Origin of the sequence: Micromonospora sp. NPDC005298 (assembly GCF_040607375.1) — a bacterium.
Lineage (GTDB): Bacteria > Actinomycetota > Actinomycetes > Mycobacteriales > Micromonosporaceae > Micromonospora.
The window spans coordinates 56,101-76,767 of sequence record NZ_JBEXGP010000026.1 but is presented as its reverse complement, the minus strand read 5'-3'; the positions used below and the strand labels follow the sequence as shown (position 1 = coordinate 76,767).

Here is a 20,667-nt window from a genome sequence, read left to right as displayed (position 1 = left end):
CGGGCGGCACCGGCCCGCCGCGCAGGCGGGCCCAGGCGGCGGCCAGCGAGCGGGGCTCACCCCAGCGGCCGGCGTGCCCGAGCAGCAGCGCCTCGGTCAGCTCCACGTCGTGGCACCGCTCGACCCGCACGCCGGCCCGTAGCAGCCCCTGATAGATCGCGCCGGCCGTGGACCAGACCCATCGCGGGTGCTCGGCGGCCTCCCGCGCGGCCACCGCCGCCGCGAGGTCGCTGACGGTCTCGACCGGGCCGAGCGGGCGGCCCGCGGCGTCGAGTGGGCGCAGCTCTCCCCCACCCCGCTCGCCCGCCACCACCGCCACCAGCACGAATGTGATTCTGCCTTCCCCCTGCGACAGGAAAACGGGTCGGTGGGCCGGCCAGACGATCGGTAGCGTGATCGGGTGCCCCCGCAGATCCCGCACTCCGAGCCCGGCACTCCCGACACACGCGGCCCGATGCGGTATCTGTGGTGGCTGGTCCGCTGCCAACCCGGGCGCGTGCTGCGCGGCAGCCTGCTCGGCACGGCCTGGATGGTCGGGCTGGCGGCCCGGCCCTACCTGATCGCCCGCGCCGTCGACGACGGGCTCGGCGCCCGCGACCCACGCGCGCTGGCCTTCTGGGTCGCGGCGATCGTCGTCGCGGGAGTCGCCCTGTCGTACCTGGGCACCATGCGGCACCGCACGATGACCTTCATCCGGGAGGACGCCAAGGCCCGCTCGGCGGAGGTCCTGCTGCGTCACCTGTCCCGGGTCGGTGCGGCGCTGCCACGCCGGACCGCCGCCGGCGAGGTGGCCACCATCGGTGGTTCCGACATCGACTGGTCGGCGCAGGTGCTGACGCTGACCGGGCCGGGGGTCGGCGCGGTCGTCGCGTACGGGGTCGTCGCCGTGGTGCTCTGGTCGATCTCCCCGGTGCTCGCGCTCTGCGTGCTGGTCGGGATGCCGGCGGTCGGTCTGGTCGTCGGGCCGCTGCTGCGCCGCCTCGAACGGGCCGAATCGGTGTACCGGAAACAACAGGGCGCGCTCACCGCCCGCTCCGGCGACATCGTGGCGGGCCTGCGGGTCCTCGCCGGAGTGGGCGGACGGGACCTCTTCGCCCACCGGTACGCGGCCCGGTCCCAGGGCCTGCGCGCCGAGGGGTACCGGGTCGGCGCGGTGGTGAGCTGGATTGACGCGGCGACGGTCGCCATCCCCGGGCTGTTCCTGGCGACGGTGGTGTGGTTGACGGCCCGGATGGCGGTCAGCGGCACCGCCACGGTCGGCGAACTGGTCGCCGTCTACGGCTACGTGGCGAGCCTGCTCGTGCCGATCTGGTTCCTGCTGGAGGGCAGTCACCAGCTGATCCGGGGGCGGGTCGCCGCCCGACGGATCGCCGACCTGCTCAACGTGGCACCTGACGACGTGGGCGGGCCGGGTCGTCGCTGGCCGGGCGCCGTCCCGGACGCGCGCCAACCCGAGAGCGTGGCCGCCCCGGCCGGCCCCGCCGACCTGCACGACCCGGTGACCGGGCTGACCGTACGCGCCGGCCGGTTGACGGGCGTGGCCGCCGACGACCCGGCGGCGGCCGTGGCACTGGCCGACCGGCTCGGCCGGTACGTCGCCAGCCACACCACCTGGGGCGGCGTGCCGTTGAGCGGGATCGCCCTGGACGAGGTCCGCGCCCGAATCCTGGTCGCCGACCACGACTCGTACCTCTTCGCCGGGACGCTGCGGGACGTCCTGCGACCCGGAGCCGACGACGAACGGATCGGCGCGGCCCTGCGGACCGCCTCGGCCCAGGACGTCGTCGACGCCCTGCCGGCCGGGCTGGACACCACACTGGACGCCCGCGCCCGGACGCTCTCCGGGGGTCAGCGCCAACGGGTACGCCTGGCCCGCGCGCTGCTGGCCGAGCCGGAGGTGCTGATCCTCGTCGACCCGACCTCCGCGGTGGACGCGCACACCGAGGCGCGGATCGCCGAGCGGCTGCGGGCCGCGCGGGCCGGGCGGACCACCGTGCTGATCGCCACGTCGCCGCTGCTGCTCGGCCGGGCGGACGAGGTCGCGCACCTGAGCGGGGGCCGGATCAGCGCCGTGGGCACCCACGCCGACCTGCTCGACCGTGATCCGGAGTACCGGCACCTGGTGGCCCGGGGCAGCGACGAGCCCGCCGACGGGCGACCCGCCGACGCCGAGGAGGCGTACCGGTGAGCCGGCTGCCGGTGGCCGACCGCGGCACCGTACGGCGGGCTCTGCGGGACATGATCGGCCGGCATCGTCGGGCGGTCGGCGTGGTGCTGGCGCTGCACAGCGCCGCCGCGCTCGCCGGGCTCGCCCCGCCGTGGCTGCTGGGCACCATCGTCGACCGGGTCACCGCGGGCGCTTCGGTGGCCACGGTGGACCGGCTGGCGCTGGCCATCGCCGGCAGCGTCCTGGTCAGCGCGCTGCTCTCCCGCTACGCCCAGTACGCAGGTCACCGCTTCGGTGAGCGGGCCGTCGCCGAGCTGCGTGAACAGTTCGTCACCCGCACGCTCGGGCTGCCCGTCTCGGTGGTCGAGCGGGCCGGCGCCGGGGACCTGGCGACCCGCAGCTCGGTCGACGTGGCGACGGTCGGGACGACAGTCCGCGACGTGGTGCCCACGATCGTCATCGCCTCGGTGCAGTTGACGTTGCTGTTCGGGGCGGTGTTCCTGCTGCATCCGCTGCTCGGGCTCGCGGCGCTGGCCGGGCTGCCCTCGATCGTGGCGGTGACCCGCTGGTACCTGCGCCGGGCCAGCTCGGCGTACCTCGCCGAGGGCGCGGCGGCGGCCGAGTTGACCGAAACGTTGACGAGCACCGCCGAGGGCGCGCGCACCGTGGAGGCGCTGCGGCTGACCGACGACCGGATCCGGCACGGCACCGGCCATGTCGCCCGGGTGTGGCGAGCGCGACGGGCCACCCTCGCGCTGCGGACCGTCTTCTTCTCGGTGGTGGAGGCCAGCTACCCGCTGCCGGTCGCCATGGTCCTGCTCGTCGGCGGCTACCTGCTCAGCCGGGACCTGGTGTCCCTCGGCGCGGTGGTCGCCGCCGCGCTCTACCTGCAACAGGCAATCGAGCCGCTGGACCGGCTGTTGCAGTGGACCGAGCAGGCGCAGCGCGGCTTCGCGTCGTACGCCCGGGTGCTGGGCGTCGGCCTCGTCCCGACCGAGCCGTCCGGCCGTACGGCCAGCTCACGCGGCGAGCGGCTCGTCGTCCGCGGGGCGCGGTTCTCCTACGCCGGCGGGCACGACGTGCTGCACGGCATCGACCTGGAGGTGCGGCCCGGTGAACGGCTCGCTGTCGTCGGCCCGTCCGGCGCGGGCAAGTCGACCCTGGCCCGGCTGCTGGCCGGGATCGACGCGCCACGCCGGGGTGTCGTCAGCATCGGCGGCTGCCCGATCACCGAGCTCGACCCCGCCGAACGTCGGCGGCGGATCGCCCTGGTCACCCAGGAACACCACGTCTTCATCGGCTCGGTCCGGGACAATCTCTCGTTCGCCGCGCCGGACGCCTCCGACGAGCAGATGCGCGCCGCGCTGCACACCGTGGGAGCCGACTGGTACGCCGAGCTACCCGACGGCCTGGACACCGCCCTCGGCGACGCCGCGCGGCAACTCGGCGCGGCCGAGGCCCAGCAGGTGGCCCTGGCCCGGCTGGTGCTCGCCGACCCGCACACCCTGATCCTGGACGAGGCCACAGCCGCGCTCGACCCGAGCACCGCCCGGCGTACCGAGCGGGCCCTGGCGGCCGTGCTGGCCGGGCGGACCGTCATCGCGATCGCGCACCGGCTCAACACCGCGCACGACGCCGACCGGGTCGCCGTCCTGGCCGATGGCCGGATCACCGAGATCGGCAGCCACGACGATCTCGTGGCTGCCGACGGGGCGTACGCGGCACTCTGGCACTCCTGGCACACGCAGGCCGACGAGCGCCCGAGGTGACCGGGGTTACTTCACCGCGCCGGAGGTGAGGCCGGCCTGGATCTGACGTTGGAACACCGCGTACACGATGATCATCGGCAGGATGGCGATGGTCAGCGCGGCGAACAGCCCGGACCAGTCGGCCTCGTAGCCGGCGTTGACCGAGATGTCGGCGATGCCCTGGGTGAGCACCCACTTGTCCTTGGCGTTGGAGAGCAGCACCAACGGCAACTGGTACTGCGCCCACTGGCCGATGATGTTGAAGATCGCCACGCTGATCAGGCCCGGCTTGGCCATCGGCATCATCACCTGGAAGAACAGCCGGGTGTGCCCACAGCCGTCGATCATGCCCGCCTCGGCCACCGACGACGGCAGCGTCTTGAAGAACGCGGCCAGGAAGAACACCGTGAACGGCAACGAGTACGCGGTGTAGACCAGCACCACGCCGGTGTGGGTGTCCAGCAGGCCCAGGTTCTTCACCACGAAGAAGAGCGGCACCAGGGCCAGGAAGACCGGGAACGCCAACCCGGAGACGAACAGGTAGTAGACCGCCCGGTTGCCCCAGAACTTGTAGCGGGCCAGCACGTACGCGGCCATCGAGCCGAGCAGCATGGTGAGGAACGTGCTGCACGAGACCACGATGACGCTGTTCAGGAAGTACCGGCCGACGTTCGCCTTCGTCCAGGCCCGGCCGAAGTTCTCCCAGCGCAGCTCCGCCGGCAGCGTCCACGGGCTGCTGAAGATCTCACTCGTGTTCTTGAACGCGGCGAGGAAGGTCCAGAGGATCGGCACGATCACGATCACCGCCCAGACGGCGAGCGCGATGTGCCCCAGGCCGGCGAAGAGCCGTACCTCCGAGCGGGGGCCCTTACGCCCCGGCCCGGCGGGGGCGGACGGATCACCGGTCTTCGGCGGTAGCGCCGCCGGGGTCGGCGGCAGCGTCGACTGCGGATTCATCAGTACTCCACGCTTTCCCGCTTGGTGAGCCGCAGCGTCAGCGCCGCGAACGTGAGGGTGAGGAAGAACAGCGCCACGCCCATCGCCGAGGCGTAGCCGTACTTCGAGTAGACGAACGCGTTGCGGTAGATCTCCATGGCCAGGACCGTGGTGGCGCCGTCCGGGCCGCCACCGTCCACCGAGAGCACCGCGACGATGGCGAACGCGTCGAACGCCGCGATGCCGAGATACACCCAGGCCACCTGGAGGGTGTCCCACAGCAGCGGCAGGGTCACCCGGAAGAACAGGGTCACCTTGGTCGCCCCGTCCATCTCGGCCGCCTCGTAGATCTCACCGGGAATGGAGGCCATCCCCGCCGAGAAGAGCACCACGTAGAAGCCGACCGCCTGCCACACCAACACCGCGATGATCGACCACAGGGCCAGGTTCGGCTTGACCAGGAAGAGGACCGGATCCAGGCCGAACTCCATCAGCACGCCGTTGATCAGGCCGGACTCGTTCGGTCGGTACACCATCTGGAACAGCACCGCGATGATGGCCACCGCGAGGACCTGGGGGAAGAAGAACACCACCCGGTAGAACTTCGCCCCCCAGACCCCCTGGCGTTGCCCGCCGCTGCTCTTGCCGCCCACGTTCAGCAGGAAGGCGAAGAACAGGGCGATGGCGACGGTGATCAGCGGCAGGGCAAGCAGCAGTACGCCGTGGTGCTGGACCGCCTTCCAGAAGGCCCCGTCGTCGAGCAGCCTCCGGTAGTTGTCGAACCCCACCCACTGCGGGGCGGACAGCCCTCGCCAGTTGGTCATCGAGATCTGGAACGCCTGCGCGTATGGCCAGATCACGAATGTCACGTACAGCGCGACCGGGGCGAACAGGAACCCGATCACGAATGGATACTTGCCGTGCCGCATGACCCTAGCTCCGATCGATCAGCGCTTGAACTTGGTGACGGAGCTGTCCTTCTTGATCGCGTCGGCCTTCTTCTGGATCCGCTCCACGAAGGCGTCCGCGTTGATCCGGCCGAACATCAGCTCGTTGGTGGCGGTCCGCGCCTCCGTGTCGAGCTCCTTGTACCAGCCGTCGAAGTACAGGTTGAACACGTCCTGACCGGCCGCCTTGAGGGCGGCCTGCGAGCTGGCCACACCGGGCGGGAAGGCGAAGCCCTCCGAACCGGCGGTGACCACGGTCGGGGCCTTGACCACCTCGGTGAAGCCCTTCGCGCCCTCCTTGGACAGCATCTGGCGCATGTACTCCAGACCGCCCTTGGGGTTCTTGCTCTTCGCCGAGACGAAGTAGCCCTCACCCGCGGTGGCGCGCAGCGCCGTGGCCGGCAGCTTGTCCGACGCGGTCAGGCTCGGCACCGGCATGAGCTGGTAGTCGAAGCCGGGCGGGGTGTCCTTCTTCTGCTCGCCCTCCAGCCAGTCACCGCTGGGGTAGAACGCCACCTTGTACTGGTTCTGCCGCAGCTGGACGTCGGTGTGCTTGAGCCCCTCGAAGCTCTTGTCGCTGAACTTCGCGCCGACCTCGGCCCACGCCGCGGCCGCCTGCTTGATGGCGTCCTGCTTCCAGGCGCCGTCCTCCAGGTTGTCGATGTTCTTGAGCACGTCCGTGCCACCGATCTTGGCGGCCTGGGTGAGGATCACGTTCCACTGGTAGTAGGCCGCGTTCGCCCCGGCGTAGCCGTACGGGGTGATTCCCTTGGCCTTGATCGAGGTGAGCAGGGCGATGAAGTCGTCCCACGTCTTCGCCGGCGCCCAGCCGTTGTCCTTGAACAGCTTGCCCGAGTACCAGATGCCGAAGACGGTGGAGACGTAGTACAGGACGAACGGCTTGCCGTTGAACGAGCCCGCCTCGATGGTGCCGGGCACGACCGTGTCGCGCACCTTCTTGGACGGGTCGTCCACCGACGGGGCGTCCCACAGCTCGGTGAGGTCCTGGAGCTGACCGTCGGCGACGAGCGCGCCGAAGTCCATCAGCTTCTCGCCCGAGTTGTTCACGAACTCCGGCGGGTTGCCGGAGGCGAACCGCGGCTGGAGCACAGTGGAGACGGCCTGCGTGGCCTGGTGCTTCACCTCCGCCTTGGGGAACGCCTTCTTGTACAGCGGCTCGTGCACGTCGGTGGCGTACTTCTCGCCGTAGCCGCCGTTGAAGATGACCACCTCGATCGGCGCGTCCTCCTTGACGCCCAGCGGGTTCTTCTCGCTCTTGGTGCCGCCGGCGACCTGCTCGTTCTCCTTGTCGCTGCCACTGGTGGCGCAGGCGCCCAGCAGGCCGATGGCCGGAGTGGCGAGCACACCCACGGCGGCGGCACGACGCAGCACCGTGCGACGGTCGAGTGCGGCCGGGTGTTCGGGGGTAATCGACATCGTCGTCTCTCCTTGTGGAATTTCGGGTCAGGCGGTACGCCGGAGACGCCCGGCATACCGCGACTCGAGGGCGAGGTTGTGCTCGTCCCCACCGGGGACGTTGGCGGAGAGGTAGATAGGGGGCACCTCTCCGGCCTGGTGGAACCGTCGTACGACCTCCGCGGTCAGCAGCTGCGCCAGCAGCGCCGTGGTGACCGAGGAGACCGCACAGACCGCGCCGCCGCCCTCGAGCGGCAGCAGTGCATCGCCGTACGGCGCGCCGTTGTCCAGCACGACGTCGGCGAGGTCGGCGAGCCGTCTACCGGACGGGTGCCGCGGGGCGACCCGTGCGGTGTGCTCGACGGAGGTGACCGCGATCAACGGGTGACCGCGCTCGGTGACCAGCGCCGCCAGCTCGACCACCGAGCCGTTGATGCCGGACTGGGAAGCCACCACGAACACGTCGCGCGGCTGGGGTGCCGCGAGCGCGTAGATCTGGTGGGCGATGGAGGGGTCACGTTCCAGTTTGGGGTCGGCGAGCACGTGGCGCGGGGCGTCACCGTGCACCACCAGGTCTCGGACCGACAGCCGGTTGGTGGGGACCAGCCCACCGGCGCGGGCGACCAGTTCGGCGGCGAACGCCTCGGAGTGCCCGGCGCCGAACGCCTGGAGCACGCCCCCGTCGCGCAGGCTGCCGGCGATCAGGTCGGCGGCCCGGGTGATCCCGTCGGCCTCGGTGTCGAGCAGCCGGTCCAGGACCGGACGGACCGCGTCCGCGTACCCCTGTGCGCTGATCATGCCGTGGCTCCCTTCGCGGCCTTGTGCCCGTCGACGGCCTGCGCGGTGCGCTGGAAGGCCGCGTGGGCGCGGTCGTGGGTGCGCTGCGCGACGGCGATGTAGAGCAGGTCGAGCACCACGAGCTGGGGGTGCCGGGCGGAGAGCGCGTCCGGCCGGAAGGTCGTCGCCTGGCTGGCGGTGAGCAGCACGATGTCGGCCAGCTCGGCCAGCGGCGAGCGGGGGAAGCCGGTGAGCGCGATCGTGGTGGCGCCTCGGCTGCCGGCCTCGGCGAGCATCTCGATCGTCTCGCGGGTCTGCCCGGTGTGCGAGATGCCCAGCGCCACGTCTCCGGGGCGCAGCAGCGCGGCGCTCGCCAGCCCCTCGTGCACGTCGTTCCAGGCCCACGCGGCGACACCGATGCGGTGCAGGCTGAACTGCATCTCCTCGCCGACCAGCGCGCTGCCGCTGGCGCCGAAGATGTTCACCCGACTCGCGCCGGCGATCGCCACGGCGGCCCGTTCCACCTCGGCGAGGTCCAGCAGTGTGGCGGTGTCGTGCATGGCGCGGGTGTCGGCGGCCATGATCTGGTCGAGCACGCGGGCCAGCGGGTCGCTGGGCTGGATCTCGCGTCCGATGTCGACGGTCCAGCCGGCGGAGCGCGCCCTACCCGTTTCGGAGGCGATGCCGAGGCGCAGGTCGGCGTACCCCTCGAAGCCCATCGCCCGGCAGAAGCGGGTGATGGTCGCCGGTGAGGTGCCACTGCGCTCGGCCAGCTCCACGATGGTGGATCGGGCGGCGGCCTCCGGGTCGCTGAGCACGTGGTCGGCGACCCGGCGCAGGGCGCCGGTCAGCTCGTCGAGTCCGTTGCGGACCCGGGCCAGGACCCCGTCGGAGGCTGATCCGAGGCTGCCGCGCCGGTCGATCGCGTCGGCGTCGACCACCGCGGTCCCCGCGGCGGTGTCCACCTCATGATCAACCATCGACGCCTCGCATTTTCGAAGGACTGTTAACTGTCAGTGGTAAAATTTCTTACTAAACGCCCCTCCGTGTCAAGACCGTGGGCGAAGTTTTCAAACTGTTACCTGGCGCACAAGCCGTCGCACCCCCGGACCTTGCCCCGCGCGGCGGTGCGGACCAGCATGAACAGACCCGTCGCCGCGCTGCGCAAGGAGGCCCGTGCCGATGTCCGACACCGTCGTGGTCGGCCTCGACGTCGGCGGTACGTCCACCCGGGCGACCGCCCTGACCCCCACCGGCGAACGCCTCGGCACCGGCCGCGCCGGCGGTGGCAACCCCACCAGCCACGGCGCCGAACGGGCCGCCGCCGAACTGCTCACCGCACTGCGCGCCGCGCTGCACGGAATCGACCCGACCCGGGTGGCCGCCGGCACCATCGGGCTGGCCGGAGCCGGCCGCCTGCTCGCCGACCCGGCCGGACGCGCCGCCTTCGACCGGGCCTGGCACGACGCCGGCCTACGCTGCCCGTACGCCGTGCACGGCGACGCCCTCGTCGCGTACGCGTCCGGCACCGCCGAGCCCGACGGGACGATCCTCATCGCCGGCACCGGCGCGATCACCGCACAGGTCACCGACCTGCGACTCGACCGCGTCGCCGACGGTCACGGCTGGCTGCTCGGCGACGCCGGATCCGGCTACTGGCTCGGCCGGGAGGCGGTCCGCCGGCTCCTCGCCGACCTCGACGCCGGCCACACCCCCGGCACGCTGGCCACGGCGGTCCTCACCGAGCTGCTGGGCAGCGCCGACATCGCCCCCCGCCCCCGCGACACCGTCGACGCCACCATCCAGGCGGTCACCCGACGACCCCCCGTCGAACTGGCCCGACTCGCGCCGATCGTCGTCACCGCCGCCACCAACGGCGAACCGGTCGCCACCGCGCTCATCGCCGAAGCCGCCGCGCACCTCGCCCGGAGCGTGGGCCGCATCCGTGCCGCCGGAGCGGACACGCCCGTCGTGCTCGGCGGCGGACTGCTCACCGCGGACACCCCACTCGCCACCGCCGTCCGCACCGAGATCGGCCAGCGCTGGCCGCACGCCCCGCTCCGCACCGCCGGCGACGGGGCCGCCGCCGCAGCCTGGCTCGCCGCCCGCGACCTGCCAGAGGTGACCGACCCGACCGCCCTGCACGCCCGCCTCTTCCCCACCACCCCCTGACCGCCACCCCGCCGGACCGCGCCGGACCGCGCGAGGTCGCGCCGGACCGCGCGGGGCCGAACGGACCGCGGAGTCGCGCAGGACCGCGGGGGTCGCGCCGGGGCCGTGCGGGGGGCGGCGCGGACCGCAGCGGGCCGGCCCAGTCGGCATCATCGCGCTCGATCCCTGATGTAGTCCCTACCTCGCGCCGGGAGGCCACAACATCCAGGATCGAGCACGATCAAGGCGGGTACGACCGCGTCACGTCAACCCCGGGGACACCACGCCCGCCGCCACACGACAGGATCCGCCCACCGTCCCGGAAACCTGCTGAGGCAGCAGGTTTTCCGGAAGGTGCGCGGATCCTGGGCCGGCGAGTGCCGGGCAGGCGGGGATTGAAGGCCCCCGCTTGGGCGATCGGGATCGGTCGCTGTTACTTGAGTTGCCCGGCGGTCAGGCCGGTCTGGACCTGCCGCTGGAAGGCCACGTAGATCGCGAGCACCGGCAGCACCGCGATGCTCAGGCCGGCGAAGAGTCGCGCGTAGTCGCCGGCGTAGCCCTGGCTGACCGACAGCGCGAACAGTCCCTGGGCGAGCATCCACTTGGACTCGTCGCCCTGCATGAGGACCTGCGGCAGCAGGAACTGGTTCCAGTGACTGAGGAAGTTGAAGATCGCCACGCTGATCATTCCCGGTCGCGCCATGGGCAGCATGACCCGGAAGAAGAGCCGGAAGTGACCGCAGCCGTCGACCATCGCGGCCTCCGCCACCGAGGTCGGCAGGGTCCGGAAGAACGCGGTCAGGAAGAACACCGTGAACGGCAGGGAGTAGGCCGCGTACACGAGGATGAGCCCGACCCAGGTGTTGAACAGGCCGGCGTTGCGGACCACGAAGAAGAGCGGCACGAGGGCGAGGAACACCGGGAACATCAGCCCGCCGACGAACAGGTAGTAGACGATCTGCCGGCCCCGGAACTCGTACCGGGCGAAGACGTACGCGGCGGTGGCGCCCATCAGCATGGTGAGGCTGACCGAGCCGGTGACCACCACCAGGCTGTTGAGGAAGTACCGGCCGATGTGCGCGCCGGTCCAGGCCCGCGCCCAGTTGTCCCAGTGCAGCGCACTCGGCAGTCCCCACGGGTCGGCCAGGATCTCGCCGTTTGTCTTGAACGAGCTGAGGAACATCCACAGCAGCGGCAGGACGGTGAGCAGGCCCCAGATCAGCAGGAAGCCGTGCGAGAGGGTGTTGGCGACGCCGAGTTCCCGGCGCACGGGACGGTCCCGGCCGGCGGCCGGGGTCGGCGCGGCGACGGTGGGCTGATCCAGAGTGGTCACGAGTACTCGATCCGTTCGCGCCGGCCGATCCGCAGCGACAGCACGGCCACCGAGAGGGTCAGGAAGAACATCACCACGCCGATCGCGGAGGCGTAGCCGAACTTGGTCTCGCTGCCGAAGGCGGTGTCGTACATCCGTACGCCGATCACGTCGGTGGAGAAGTTCGGCCCTCCGTTCGTCATGAGCTGCACGAGGATGAACCCGTCGAGGGCGAAGATGGCCAGGTAGACCCAGGCGACCTGCACGGTGTCCCAGAGCAGCGGCAGGGTGACCCGGCGCAGGGTGGTGAACCGGGACGCGCCGTCGAGCAGCACCGCCTCGTAGATCTCCTTCGGCACCGCCGACATGGCCGCGCCGAACAGCACCACGTAGAAACCGACGTTGCTCCACACCATCACCGCGAGGACGCACCAGAAGGCGGTCGCCGGGTCGCCGAGCCAGGTCGGCGAGGGTAGGCCGAGGCCGTGCAGTGCGCTGGTGAGCAGGCCCTTGTTGGGGTGGTAGACCTCCTTCCACAGCAGCGCGATGATCACCACGGAGAGGACCTGCGGGAAGAAGTACACGGTGCGGTAGAGCGCGCCGCCGCGTACCCCGGTGACCCCGGCGCGGCCCTTGCGTCCGCCCATGGCGAGCATGGTGGCGAAGAACAGCCCGAGCACGATGGTCAGCACGGGCACCAGGGCCAGCAGGATCCCGTTGTTCTTCAGCGCGTTCCAGACGTAGTCGTCGCGCCACAGGGCCTTGAAGTTCGCCAGGCCCACCTGGTTGGCGTCGGCGGAGTAGCCGAGCCAGTCGGTGGTGGAGATCTGGAACGCCTGGAGGTACGGCGAGACGACGAAGAACACGTACAGCAGGACCGGCGGCACCAGGAACGTGACGATCAGCGGCCACTTGCCATGTCTCACGAGAAGGACCTCTCCGAGGGGGTACGGCCGGTGGGGGTGGTCGTCTCCCCCACCGGCCCGGGCGGTCAGGCCGCTCGCTTGTACTTCTTGATCGAGCTGTCCTGGGCGATCGAGTCGGCGCCCTTCTGGCACTGGTCGAGGAATTCCGCGGGGCCGATCCGGCCGCTGAAGAACTCGCCGCAGGCCGCGTCGACGAGGTTGCGCTCCAGCTTGCGGTAGTAGTTGTTGTAGACCCAGTTGAAGCCGTTGGCGCCGGACGCGTCGAGGGCCTTGACCACGGTGTTCAGCCCGTACGGCAGGTCGACGCCCTCGCTGGCGCCGGCGACGACGGTGAGACTGGCGACCTTCTTGGTGAAGTCCTGTGCGCCCTTGCGGGACAGCATGGTGCGGAAGTACTCCAGGCCGCCGGCGAGGTTGCGGGCCTTGGCGGGCACCATGAACGGCTCGCCCGCGGTGCCCCGGATCGCCTCGTACGGCAGTTTGTCGCCGCTACCCAGGCTGGGGGTGGGGGCGATGGTCATGTTGAAGCCGGCCGGGGTGACGTCCTTCTGCTCACTCTCCAGCCAGGAGCCGCAGGAGATGAAGGCGGCCTTGCCCTGGCACCAGGCGGTCTGGGACTGCTTGTGGTCGAGGCCGGAGGAGCCGTCGAGGATGTACTTGTCCTTGACGATCTGGTACCACGCGTCGGCGGCGGTACGCATCGAGTCGGACTTCCAGGCGTTCGGCTCAAGGTTGTCGATGGCGGTGGCCACCGACGGGCCGCCGAGCTTGATCGCGGTGGAGATGAGCGGCCAGCTCATGTAGCGGGGGTGCAGGCCGGCGTACGTCCAGGGGGCGATGCCAGCGGCCTTGATCTGCTTGCAGAGCGCGATGTGCTGGTCCCAGTTCTTGGCGTACGTCCACCCGCGGTCGGTGAGCAGCTTGTTGGAGTACCAGATGCCGTACGCGGTGTAGGTGTAGTTCATCACCAGGAACTTGCCGTCGTACGAGCCGATCTCGACCGCGCCGGGCAGCAGGGTCTCCCGGACCGTCTTGCCGGGGACGTCGAGGCTCGGCGCGTCGAGCAGTTCGCCGAGGTCGGCGATGGCGTTCTGGCTGACCAGGCCGTTGAAGTCGATCTGGCCGGCGCCGGAGTTGTTGACCACGTCCGGCGGGGTGCCGTCGACGAAACGTGGCTGGAGGGTCTTGCTGATCTCCTGGGTGGCGGAGTGCTTGATCTTCGCCTTGGGGTACTTCTCGGTGTACATGGCCTCGTGGGCCTTGGCGTACTCCTCACCGAAGCCGCCGCCGAAGATCACCACCTCGAGCGGGGCGTCCTCCTTCACGCCGAGCGGGTTCTCGGCGCTCTTGGTGCCCTTGTAGGTTTCGGTGTCGCCCTTGTCGCCGCCGCCGGTCGCGCAACCGGTCAGCAGTCCGGCGGCGGGGGTGGCCAGCAGGCCGGCGGCGGCGCTGCGCCGCAGGATGTCACGCCTGTTCATCGGTTCTCCTCGGGTCGGGTCGGGCGGAGCGCCGATGTGGGGGAAGGCGTCCGCCGCGCGAGGCACGTTGATTCTCTTCAGTTCAAGCTCTGTTGCTGAAGAATTTCTACGACAGCCGCGCCCGGACTTCAAGTCCTGAGGGTCGAACCGTTATCAGCGAAGGCCGGCTCAGGTCTGGGTCGGGAACCCGAGGTTGACGCCGCCGTGCCGGGGATCGAGCCACCGGCTGGTGACCACCTTGCCCCGGGTGAAGAACCGCACCCCGTCCTCGCCGTGCGCGTGCAGGTCACCGAAGAGCGAGGACTTCCAGCCGCCGAACGAGTGGTACGCCATCGGCACCGGGATCGGCACGTTGATCCCGACCATGCCCACCTCCACCTCGTGCTGGTAGCGCCGGGCCGCCCCGCCGTCGTTCGTGAAGATCGCCGTGCCGTTGCCGTACGGGCTTGCGTTGACCAGCTCCACCGCCTCGTCGTACGAGCCGACCCGGACCACGCTCAGCACCGGCCCGAAGATCTCGTCGGTGTAGATCGACATCTCCGGGGTCACCCGGTCGAAGAGCGTCGGGCCGAGCCAGAAGCCGTCCGGGTCGCCGTCCGGTGTCACGTCCCGCCCGTCCACCACCGGCACCGCGCCGGCGGCCACCCCGGCGTCCACGTAGGAACGCACCTTCGCCGCGTGCGCGGCGGTGACCAGCGGACCCATGTCGCAGCCCCGCCGCCCGTCGCCGGTACGCAGGCCGGCCATCCGCGCGGCGATCCGCTCGACGAGCGCGTCCGCGACCGGCTCCACGGCCACCAGCACCGAGATGGCCATGCACCGCTCCCCCGCCGAACCGAACCCGGCGTTGACCGCCGCGTCGGCGGCCAGGTCCAGGTCGGCGTCGGGCAGCACCACCATGTGGTTCTTCGCACCGCCGAGCGCCTGCACCCGCTTGCCGGCTGCGGTGCCGCGCTGATAGACGTACCGGGCGATCGGGGTGGAGCCGACGAAGGACACCGAGCGCACCTCCGGGTGGTCCAGCAGCGCGTCGACGGCCTCCTTGTCGCCGTTGACCACGTTGAGCACCCCGTCGGGCAGGCCTGCCTCGGCGAACCACTCCGCCAGCAGCAGCGCCGCGCTCGGGTCCTTCTCGCTCGGCTTGAGCACCACCGCGTTGCCGCAGGCCACCGCCACCGGCACGAACCACAGCGGCACCATCACCGGGAAGTTGAACGGCGAGATCACCGCCACCACCCCGAGCGGTTGCCGGATCGTGTACGAGTCGACCTCGGTCGACACGTTCTCGCTGAACGCCCCGCGCAGCACCGAGGGCAGGCCGCAGGCGTACTCGATGACCTCCAGGCCGCGCTGCACCTCGCCGGCGGCGTCGGCGAGCACCTTGCCGTGCTCGGCCGTGATCGCCTCGGCGAGCCGGTCCCGGCGGGCGTGCACCAGCTCGCGGAACGCGAACAGCACCGCCGACCGCTTCGCCAGCGACGCGTCGCGCCAGTCGCGGGCCGCGCGGGCGGCGGCCCGCACCGCGACGTCGACGTCCGCGGTCGAGGCCAGCTCGACCTCGGCGGTACGCCGACCCGTCGCCGGATCGAACACGTCACCACGCCGCTCGGACGTGCCGCCGACCCGCTTGCCGTCGATGAAGTGCCCGATGCTCATGCCGCCACCCCCGCCGACGAGCGGATCGCGTCGACCAGGATCGCCAGACCCTCGCGGGCCTCCTCCTCGGTCAGCGTCAACGGTGGACCCATCCGCAGCACGTTGCCGTACAGGCCGCCCTTGCCGGCCAGCAGGCCACCGGCGCGGCACGCCTCGAAGACCCGGTTGGTCAACCCCGGGTCGGGCTCGCTGCCGCCCGGCCGGACGAACTCGACGCCGAGCATCAGCCCCTTTCCGCGTACCTCGGCGACGCAGTCGAGACCGCCCACGGCGGCCCGCAGGCCGTCGGCGAGGATCGCGCCGACGCGGGCCGCGTTCGCCTGGAGGTCGTGTTGGAGCAGGTAGTCGAGCACCGCGTTGCCGGCCGCCGTGGAGACCGGGTTGCCGCCGAACGTGGAGAAGCTGATCGCCGGCACCGACTCGAGCACCTCGGCCCGACCGACCACCCCGGCGAGGGCGAAGCCGTTGCCGATGCCCTTGGCGAAGGTGAGCAGGTCCGGGGTGACGCCGTGCGCCTGGTAGCCCCAGAAGTGCTCCCCGGTACGCCCCCAGCCGGTCTGCACCTCGTCGGCGATGAACAGGATGCCGTGCTCGTCGAGGACCTTCTTCCACCCGACGAAGAGCCCGTCCGGCGGGTGCACGAAACCGCCCACGCCCTGGATCGGCTCGGCGATCAGCGCGGCCACGTCACCGGAGGTCTGGGTGGCCAGCACCTCGCGCAGGTCCTCCACCGCCGCGTCGACCTGCTCCTCGGCGCTGAGCCGCGCGAGCAGACCGCGCACCCGGTCACCCGAGTGCAGCCACGCCACCTGGAGCGGGTTGAGCCCGCTGGCCGACCAGTTGCGGTTGCCGGTGACGCCCATCGTCGCGTACGACCGGCCGTGGTAACTGTTGCGCACGGCCAGGATCTGGTGCGAGCGGCGGTGGTTGGTGGCGACCAGCAACGCGGCCTCGTTCGCCTCGGTGCCGGAGTTGGTGAAGAACACCCGGGCGTCCGGGATGCCGGAGCGCTGCGCGATCTTCTCGGCCAGCTCGACCTGCTGCCGGATCAGGTAGAGCGTCGAGGTGTGCACGACGCCGGTGGCGAGCTGCCGCTCCACCGCCTCCCGGATCTCCGGGATGTCGTACCCGATCATGTTCGTCAGCACCCCGCCGAAGAAGTCCAGGTAACTGCGCCCCTGGGCGTCGACGACCCGGCGGCCCGCGCCGGACACCAGCTCGATCGGCTCGGCGTAGTACAGCGGCATCCAGGACGGGAGCACGGCCCGGTGCCGGGCCAGCAGGTCGTCGGTCATCGTGGCAACCCTTCAGCGGCATGCGTGGATACCGCACGCTCCCACCGCCGGCCGGCATGGACAACTGCCACTGTGTAGCGCAGGGGGCATCCGCTCCTGACAGTGCGTCAGCGCCCGCCGGCGCCGGCGGCGCTCGGCGTATGACGGGACGGCAACCACGCCCCGGTACGATCCGGCGGTGCCCGAGCTGCCCGTACCGCTGCCCGTCGGCGCGCCGGGCGAGCCCGCCGCCGGCATCGCCGGGTGGGTCTGCGCCGACCCGGTCCGCCGCCTGGTCGCCGGCTTCGGCGGCACCTGGCCCGACGGTGACCTCACCGAGGTGCTCCGGTTCCTGGACGAGTTCTCCGCCCGACACTGGGACTTCCGGGGTGGCCGGGAACGGCCCGACGCCCGGGAGCCCGACCTCGACCCGGCCACCGCCGCGCTGGTGCTCGACGCGGCAGCCGCGCTCGGGCTGATCCGTCCGGTGCCGCCGACCCGTGGCGCGTACGCCCACCTGGTGGTGCTCGGCGGTCTGGCGCACGCCTGCGTGCGCCGCGTCGCCCACGCCGCGTACCTGCTGCGCGCGGGCCTGACGGTCAGCGGCGAGGTGGCCGTGCTGGGCAGCTTCCGGCCGCTGTCCGGGTGGGAGCGCGCGACGCTGGCCGACGCCGGACTGCCGGCCGACGACACCGAGGTCGACGTCCTGGACACGGCGGTCCGGCGGGTGTTCGGGGTGGCCGCGCCGGCGGAGCGCGACGGCGTCGACGCCGGACACCCGCACCACTCCTGGTCGTCGCGAACCTACCGACCGGCGGGCCTGCCGCCGGTACGGGTACTCGCCGCGCCGTCCAGCGAACCGGACCGGCGGCGGGCGCACACCGCCGACACGCAGCGGTTCTGGGCCGGGCACGCGCAGCTCGCCCCGGGCGACGAGGTGCTGATGGTCACCGCGCCGATCTACGTGCCGTTCCAGCACTGCGACGCGCTGCGCACCCTGGCCATCCCGTACGGATGCCACATCGACACCGTCGGGGTGGACCCGGCGCTGAGCGACCCGGCGGTACTGCCCGAGCAGACGCTCACGCCGGGGCGCTACCTCCAGGAGATCCGCTCCGCCATCCGGTCGATGCGCGCCCTGCACGCGGCGCCGACCGCCGGCTGACCCGGGCACGGTCGGGGGCCGGCGCACGGCGGATCGCCGCGCACCGGCCCGGTGGAACGGGGGTCAGTTCACGTAGACGGCGGCGTTGCCCTTGCTGCTGTCCCGCACCGGCGAGTACGTCGCCGAGAAGTACGCGGTGCCGAAGCAGAGGGACGGGCCGGAGAACTTGGTGAACGGCTGGTTGGTGAAGGTGATCGAGTTGGTGGCGTTGGCCGCCGCGCCGGTGAGGCTGTTGGTGCTGGTCCGGTAGACGCAGGTGATCGCGCCGAGCAGCGAGTTCAGCACGACGGTGCTCTGGACCGGCGCCGCCGCGGTGCCGGAGATCTTTACCACGCCGGCGCTGGTGACGGAGGTGGCGTACGGCAGGTTGTTGAGGGCGATGCTCTGCACCCCGGTGGTGCCGAACACGTTCGTGGTGCAGGTGCCGAAGCTCTGGGCGGTGAGGCTCTCGGTGGCGGTGCCCGGTGCGGTCGGGTTGGTGAGCACCTTGGCGCTGAAGCTCGACGCGGCGCACTTGATGCCGGTGGTGCCGGAGGTCGAGTTGTAGAAGGTGGCGTTGGTGCCGGTCTTGAGGCTGGCCTGGATGACGTCGTTGACGGCGACGGCGGTGCCGCCGGCCGTCGGGTAGGTCAGGACGTTGCCGGCGAGCGCGGCCGACGGGTCGGCGGAGGCTGGCGTGCCGGCCACGAGGCCGGTGAGCAGCGCGAGGGCGACGAGGCCCCCGCCGATCTTTCCGTACCTGAGCATGGTGTTTCCTTCCGGTGGTGGGACGGGAACGAGCGGACCGCACAGGCGGTCACCGCCGGGTGGGTAGGACCGGGCGGGGAGTGTGGCCGTCCATGGTGGACGGTGGTGGTGGAGGTGCCGGGCGACCGTCGGGTCGACCGCGGGTGACGGAAGGCGCCGCGGGGTCAGCGGGCGGCGCGGCGTGGTGCACTGCGGCGTAGCCGCGTCACCTGCGCCTTTCCGGCATTGGGAGAGCGTTCGTGTTCGGCGATAATGGCAGCCATCGAGCCCTCCTTCGACGAGTCGGGGTGACCATCCGGGGAGATCACCAAAGGTGACGGGGGTATCAACTGAGCGTGAGGAAAGTTATAAACCCCGGAGGGTCGCAAAGTCAACGAATCAAAGGAGGTCAATGAGTTGACCACGCAGAGCCACCCACCGCCGGCGCCCCTGCCGGGCGCGCGCCCGGGCCGCGACCCGGACCGCGCGATCAAGCGCGGCCCACGCCGGGTCTCCGCGGAGGTCGTGGCCGCCACCCAGCGCGACCGCCTCTTCGACGGGCTCGTGCACGAGGTGGCGACGAAGGGCTACGACAACGCCCGGGTCAGCGACATCTGCCACGCCGCGGGCGTGACCCGGCCGGCGTTCTACGCCCTCTTCACCGGCAAGGAGGACGCCTTTCTCGCCGCGTACCGGCACGGGATCGCCGTGGTGTCCCAGCTGATGGAGAGCGCCTACCGCGAGGCCGGCCCGACCTGGCCGGACGCGGCACGCGCCGCGCTGCGCACCCTGCTGGAGGTGCTGGCGAGCGTGCCGGCGTTCGCCCGCATGGCACTCGTCGAGGTGGACGCGGCCGGCCCGGACGCCCGCCGCGAGCGCGACGCGCTGCTCAGCAGCTTCCGCCGGTTCTTCGCCGACGCCGGCCCGGGGCCGACGCTGGCCGACGTGGGCCGCGACGAGTTGGTGTCCACCGTGGTCGGCGGCATCTACGCCACCATCCGGGGACGTGTGGCGCAGGGCCGGGCGGCCGAGTTGCCGCAACTGCTGCCCGTGCTCACCTACGCGGCCGTGGCGCCGTTCCTGGGCACCGAGGGCGCAACCCGGGCGACCCGGCCGATACGGCCGGACGACGGCCCGAGCACGGCCGCGCCGTGCGTACCGGTCCACCACTCCTGACCACCGGTCGGAAACCGCAGCGGTTTTTCACTTTGGCCGCATTTAACAAATACCGCCCAAATAACTGCCACCCTCCGTTGACCTGCCCTTTACTCGGCGGTAACTTCGGCTCTGCGTCCACCACCACAGATCAGGGTCGCAATTCCCATTGTCGCCGACGAATGATCTTAAGGGAGTCACCATGTCGGAGGAGACCACACCAATCGCACCCGACCCGCCGCGCAGCGGCGTGCGCTGGCGCCGGTTCACCGCCACGTTCGGCATCGTCCTGGCCGGCGCCGCCGGCATGATCATGCTCACCGCCCAGGGCGTGCTGGGCGCGCAGTTCGCCATCTCCGGAATGCCGTTCACCGTCACCGCCGACAAGCTCACCGGCACCGGGTTCGAGCAGTTCGCCACTCTCGACCAGATGATCCCGGACAGCCCCAACCAGGGCGACACCGGCGGGCAGGTCCTGGTGATGGTCTCGGCGATCGACAAGGCCGAGCTGACCAACCTCTGCCAGAGCATCAACCTCGGCGGCATCTTCCTGAAGATCACCGCTGGCGGCGGCGACAAGCCCGTCACCGCCCGGACCCTGGTCGTCGACGGTGACGAGGTCGCCGGTGACGCCGCCTTCCGCAACATCGACGTCGGACAGGACGCCAGCACCCTGGACAAGGTGCCCGGTGTGAAGGGCAACCCGGGCGTCTTCTCACAGCAGGCGGACTCGGTCGTCATCGAGAACCTGCGGCAGAACAACTACGCCACCACGGCGGCCGTCTTCAACCTGCCAAACCTGCGCATGGCGTTCACCCCCGACGGGTGCTGAC

17 protein-coding genes and 1 pseudogene are annotated in these 20,667 nt (G+C 71.3%); 6 read left to right on the top strand and 12 right to left on the bottom strand.

What is annotated here, in order from left to right; genetic code table 11:
- Window positions 1-355: pseudogene (locus tag ABZS77_RS26085) on the bottom strand (bifunctional 3'-5' exonuclease/DNA polymerase); the annotation flags it as partial.
- 99 nt (window positions 356-454) lie between these two features.
- Between ABZS77_RS26085 and ABZS77_RS26080 the strand changes: the two are divergent.
- On the top strand, window positions 455-2,188 hold the full coding sequence (locus ABZS77_RS26080) for an ABC transporter ATP-binding protein (protein ID WP_354827916.1): 1,734 nt from the start codon (window positions 455-457) through the stop codon (window positions 2,186-2,188).
- 50 nt (window positions 2,189-2,238) lie between these two features.
- Window positions 2,239-3,936: an ABC transporter ATP-binding protein gene (locus tag ABZS77_RS26075; protein WP_354827913.1), complete on the top strand. Its 1,698-nt coding sequence runs from the start codon at window positions 2,239-2,241 to the stop codon at window positions 3,934-3,936.
- A gap of 6 nt (window positions 3,937-3,942) precedes the next feature.
- Here ABZS77_RS26075 and ABZS77_RS26070 read toward each other — a convergent pair whose 3' ends face one another.
- The 5 genes from ABZS77_RS26070 to ABZS77_RS26050 are packed head-to-tail and all read right to left on the bottom strand — an operon-like array spanning window position 3,943 to window position 8,971.
- On the bottom strand, window positions 3,943-4,872 hold the full coding sequence (locus ABZS77_RS26070; protein ID WP_354827908.1) for a carbohydrate ABC transporter permease: 930 nt from the start codon (window positions 4,870-4,872) through the stop codon (window positions 3,943-3,945).
- On the bottom strand, window positions 4,872-5,780 hold the full coding sequence (locus ABZS77_RS26065; protein WP_354827905.1) for a sugar ABC transporter permease: 909 nt from the start codon (window positions 5,778-5,780) through the stop codon (window positions 4,872-4,874). The genes ABZS77_RS26070 and ABZS77_RS26065 overlap by 1 nt, the downstream gene beginning before the upstream one ends.
- An 18-nt stretch (window positions 5,781-5,798) precedes the next feature.
- Window positions 5,799-7,235 carry an N-acetylglucosamine/diacetylchitobiose ABC transporter substrate-binding protein gene (ngcE, locus tag ABZS77_RS26060; RefSeq protein WP_354827902.1) on the bottom strand — a complete coding sequence of 479 codons (1,437 nt, stop codon included), beginning with the start codon at window positions 7,233-7,235 and terminating at the stop codon, window positions 5,799-5,801.
- Between the two features lie 27 nt (window positions 7,236-7,262).
- Window positions 7,263-8,012 carry an SIS domain-containing protein gene (locus ABZS77_RS26055; protein WP_354827899.1) on the bottom strand — a complete coding sequence of 250 codons (750 nt, stop codon included), beginning with the start codon at window positions 8,010-8,012 and terminating at the stop codon, window positions 7,263-7,265.
- Window positions 8,009-8,971 (bottom strand): MurR/RpiR family transcriptional regulator, encoded by a 963-nt coding sequence (locus tag ABZS77_RS26050; RefSeq protein ID WP_354827896.1) that lies wholly within the window; start codon window positions 8,969-8,971, stop codon window positions 8,009-8,011. Before ABZS77_RS26050 ends, ABZS77_RS26055 begins: the two co-directional genes overlap by 4 nt.
- 202 nt (window positions 8,972-9,173) lie before the next feature.
- Between ABZS77_RS26050 and ABZS77_RS26045 the strand changes: the two genes are divergently transcribed.
- Window positions 9,174-10,163 (top strand): BadF/BadG/BcrA/BcrD ATPase family protein, encoded by a 990-nt coding sequence (locus ABZS77_RS26045; protein WP_354827892.1) that lies wholly within the window; start codon window positions 9,174-9,176, stop codon window positions 10,161-10,163.
- Window positions 10,164-10,575: 412 nt separating this feature from the next.
- Here ABZS77_RS26045 and ABZS77_RS26040 read toward each other — a convergent pair whose 3' ends face one another.
- The 5 genes from ABZS77_RS26040 to ABZS77_RS26020 all read right to left on the bottom strand — a co-directional run bounded on the left by ABZS77_RS26040 (window position 10,576) and on the right by ABZS77_RS26020 (window position 16,809).
- Window positions 10,576-11,475 carry a carbohydrate ABC transporter permease gene (locus tag ABZS77_RS26040; protein WP_354827889.1) on the bottom strand — a complete coding sequence of 300 codons (900 nt, stop codon included), beginning with the start codon at window positions 11,473-11,475 and terminating at the stop codon, window positions 10,576-10,578.
- Window positions 11,472-12,380: a sugar ABC transporter permease gene (locus tag ABZS77_RS26035; protein WP_354827886.1), complete on the bottom strand. Its 909-nt coding sequence runs from the start codon at window positions 12,378-12,380 to the stop codon at window positions 11,472-11,474. Before ABZS77_RS26035 ends, ABZS77_RS26040 begins: the two co-directional genes overlap by 4 nt.
- Window positions 12,381-12,445: 65 nt before the next feature.
- Window positions 12,446-13,858 carry an N-acetylglucosamine/diacetylchitobiose ABC transporter substrate-binding protein gene (gene ngcE, locus ABZS77_RS26030; protein ID WP_354827883.1) on the bottom strand — a complete coding sequence of 471 codons (1,413 nt, stop codon included), beginning with the start codon at window positions 13,856-13,858 and terminating at the stop codon, window positions 12,446-12,448.
- Between the two features lie 168 nt (window positions 13,859-14,026).
- The gene (locus tag ABZS77_RS26025) at window positions 14,027-15,514 is read right to left on the bottom strand and encodes a CoA-acylating methylmalonate-semialdehyde dehydrogenase (protein ID WP_354827880.1); all 1,488 of its coding nucleotides are present in this window, start codon (window positions 15,512-15,514) and stop codon (window positions 14,027-14,029) included.
- Window positions 15,511-16,809, bottom strand: a complete 1,299-nt coding sequence (locus tag ABZS77_RS26020; RefSeq protein ID WP_354827877.1) for an aspartate aminotransferase family protein — start codon at window positions 16,807-16,809, stop codon at window positions 15,511-15,513. The genes ABZS77_RS26025 and ABZS77_RS26020 overlap by 4 nt, the downstream gene beginning before the upstream one ends.
- Before the next feature lie 178 nt (window positions 16,810-16,987).
- On the opposite strand from ABZS77_RS26020, the gene ABZS77_RS26015 reads away from it, so the two are divergent.
- Window positions 16,988-17,953, top strand: coding sequence for a hypothetical protein (locus ABZS77_RS26015; RefSeq protein WP_354827874.1), 966 nt, complete (start codon window positions 16,988-16,990; stop codon window positions 17,951-17,953).
- Window positions 17,954-18,016: 63 nt separating this feature from the next.
- Here ABZS77_RS26015 and ABZS77_RS26010 read toward each other — a convergent pair whose 3' ends face one another.
- Window positions 18,017-18,700 carry a Tat pathway signal sequence domain protein gene (locus ABZS77_RS26010; protein WP_354827872.1) on the bottom strand — a complete coding sequence of 228 codons (684 nt, stop codon included), beginning with the start codon at window positions 18,698-18,700 and terminating at the stop codon, window positions 18,017-18,019.
- A gap of 396 nt (window positions 18,701-19,096) precedes the next feature.
- Here ABZS77_RS26010 and ABZS77_RS26005 point away from each other — a divergent pair, with 396 nt between their 5' ends.
- Both ABZS77_RS26005 and ABZS77_RS26000 read left to right on the top strand, forming a co-directional pair.
- Window positions 19,097-19,855, top strand: coding sequence for a TetR/AcrR family transcriptional regulator (locus ABZS77_RS26005; protein WP_354827869.1), 759 nt, complete (start codon window positions 19,097-19,099; stop codon window positions 19,853-19,855).
- A gap of 181 nt (window positions 19,856-20,036) precedes the next feature.
- Window positions 20,037-20,666 carry a DUF6230 family protein gene (locus ABZS77_RS26000; RefSeq protein ID WP_354827866.1) on the top strand — a complete coding sequence of 210 codons (630 nt, stop codon included), beginning with the start codon at window positions 20,037-20,039 and terminating at the stop codon, window positions 20,664-20,666.
- Window position 20,667 lies beyond the last annotated feature (1 nt).

What these genes read in the sequence shown, in the direction of transcription:
- ABZS77_RS26080 (WP_354827916.1), top strand. Translation starts at nt 455, where the DNA reads ATGCGGTATCTGTGGTGGCTGGTCCGCTGCCAACCCGGGCGCGTGCTG.
- ABZS77_RS26075 (WP_354827913.1), top strand. Translation starts at nt 2,239, where the DNA reads ATGATCGGCCGGCATCGTCGGGCGGTCGGCGTGGTGCTGGCGCTGCAC.
- ABZS77_RS26070 (WP_354827908.1), bottom strand. Translation starts at nt 4,872, where the DNA reads ATGAATCCGCAGTCGACGCTGCCGCCGACCCCGGCGGCGCTACCGCCG.
- ABZS77_RS26065 (WP_354827905.1), bottom strand. Translation starts at nt 5,780, where the DNA reads ATGCGGCACGGCAAGTATCCATTCGTGATCGGGTTCCTGTTCGCCCCG.
- ngcE (WP_354827902.1), bottom strand. Translation starts at nt 7,235, where the DNA reads ATGTCGATTACCCCCGAACACCCGGCCGCACTCGACCGTCGCACGGTG.
- ABZS77_RS26055 (WP_354827899.1), bottom strand. Translation starts at nt 8,012, where the DNA reads ATGATCAGCGCACAGGGGTACGCGGACGCGGTCCGTCCGGTCCTGGAC.
- ABZS77_RS26050 (WP_354827896.1), bottom strand. Translation starts at nt 8,971, where the DNA reads ATGGTTGATCATGAGGTGGACACCGCCGCGGGGACCGCGGTGGTCGAC.
- ABZS77_RS26045 (WP_354827892.1), top strand. Translation starts at nt 9,174, where the DNA reads ATGTCCGACACCGTCGTGGTCGGCCTCGACGTCGGCGGTACGTCCACC.
- ngcE (WP_354827883.1), bottom strand. Translation starts at nt 13,858, where the DNA reads ATGAACAGGCGTGACATCCTGCGGCGCAGCGCCGCCGCCGGCCTGCTG.
- ABZS77_RS26025 (WP_354827880.1), bottom strand. Translation starts at nt 15,514, where the DNA reads ATGAGCATCGGGCACTTCATCGACGGCAAGCGGGTCGGCGGCACGTCC.
- ABZS77_RS26020 (WP_354827877.1), bottom strand. Translation starts at nt 16,809, where the DNA reads ATGACCGACGACCTGCTGGCCCGGCACCGGGCCGTGCTCCCGTCCTGG.
- ABZS77_RS26010 (WP_354827872.1), bottom strand. Translation starts at nt 18,700, where the DNA reads ATGCTCAGGTACGGAAAGATCGGCGGGGGCCTCGTCGCCCTCGCGCTG.
- ABZS77_RS26000 (WP_354827866.1), top strand. Translation starts at nt 20,037, where the DNA reads ATGTCGGAGGAGACCACACCAATCGCACCCGACCCGCCGCGCAGCGGC.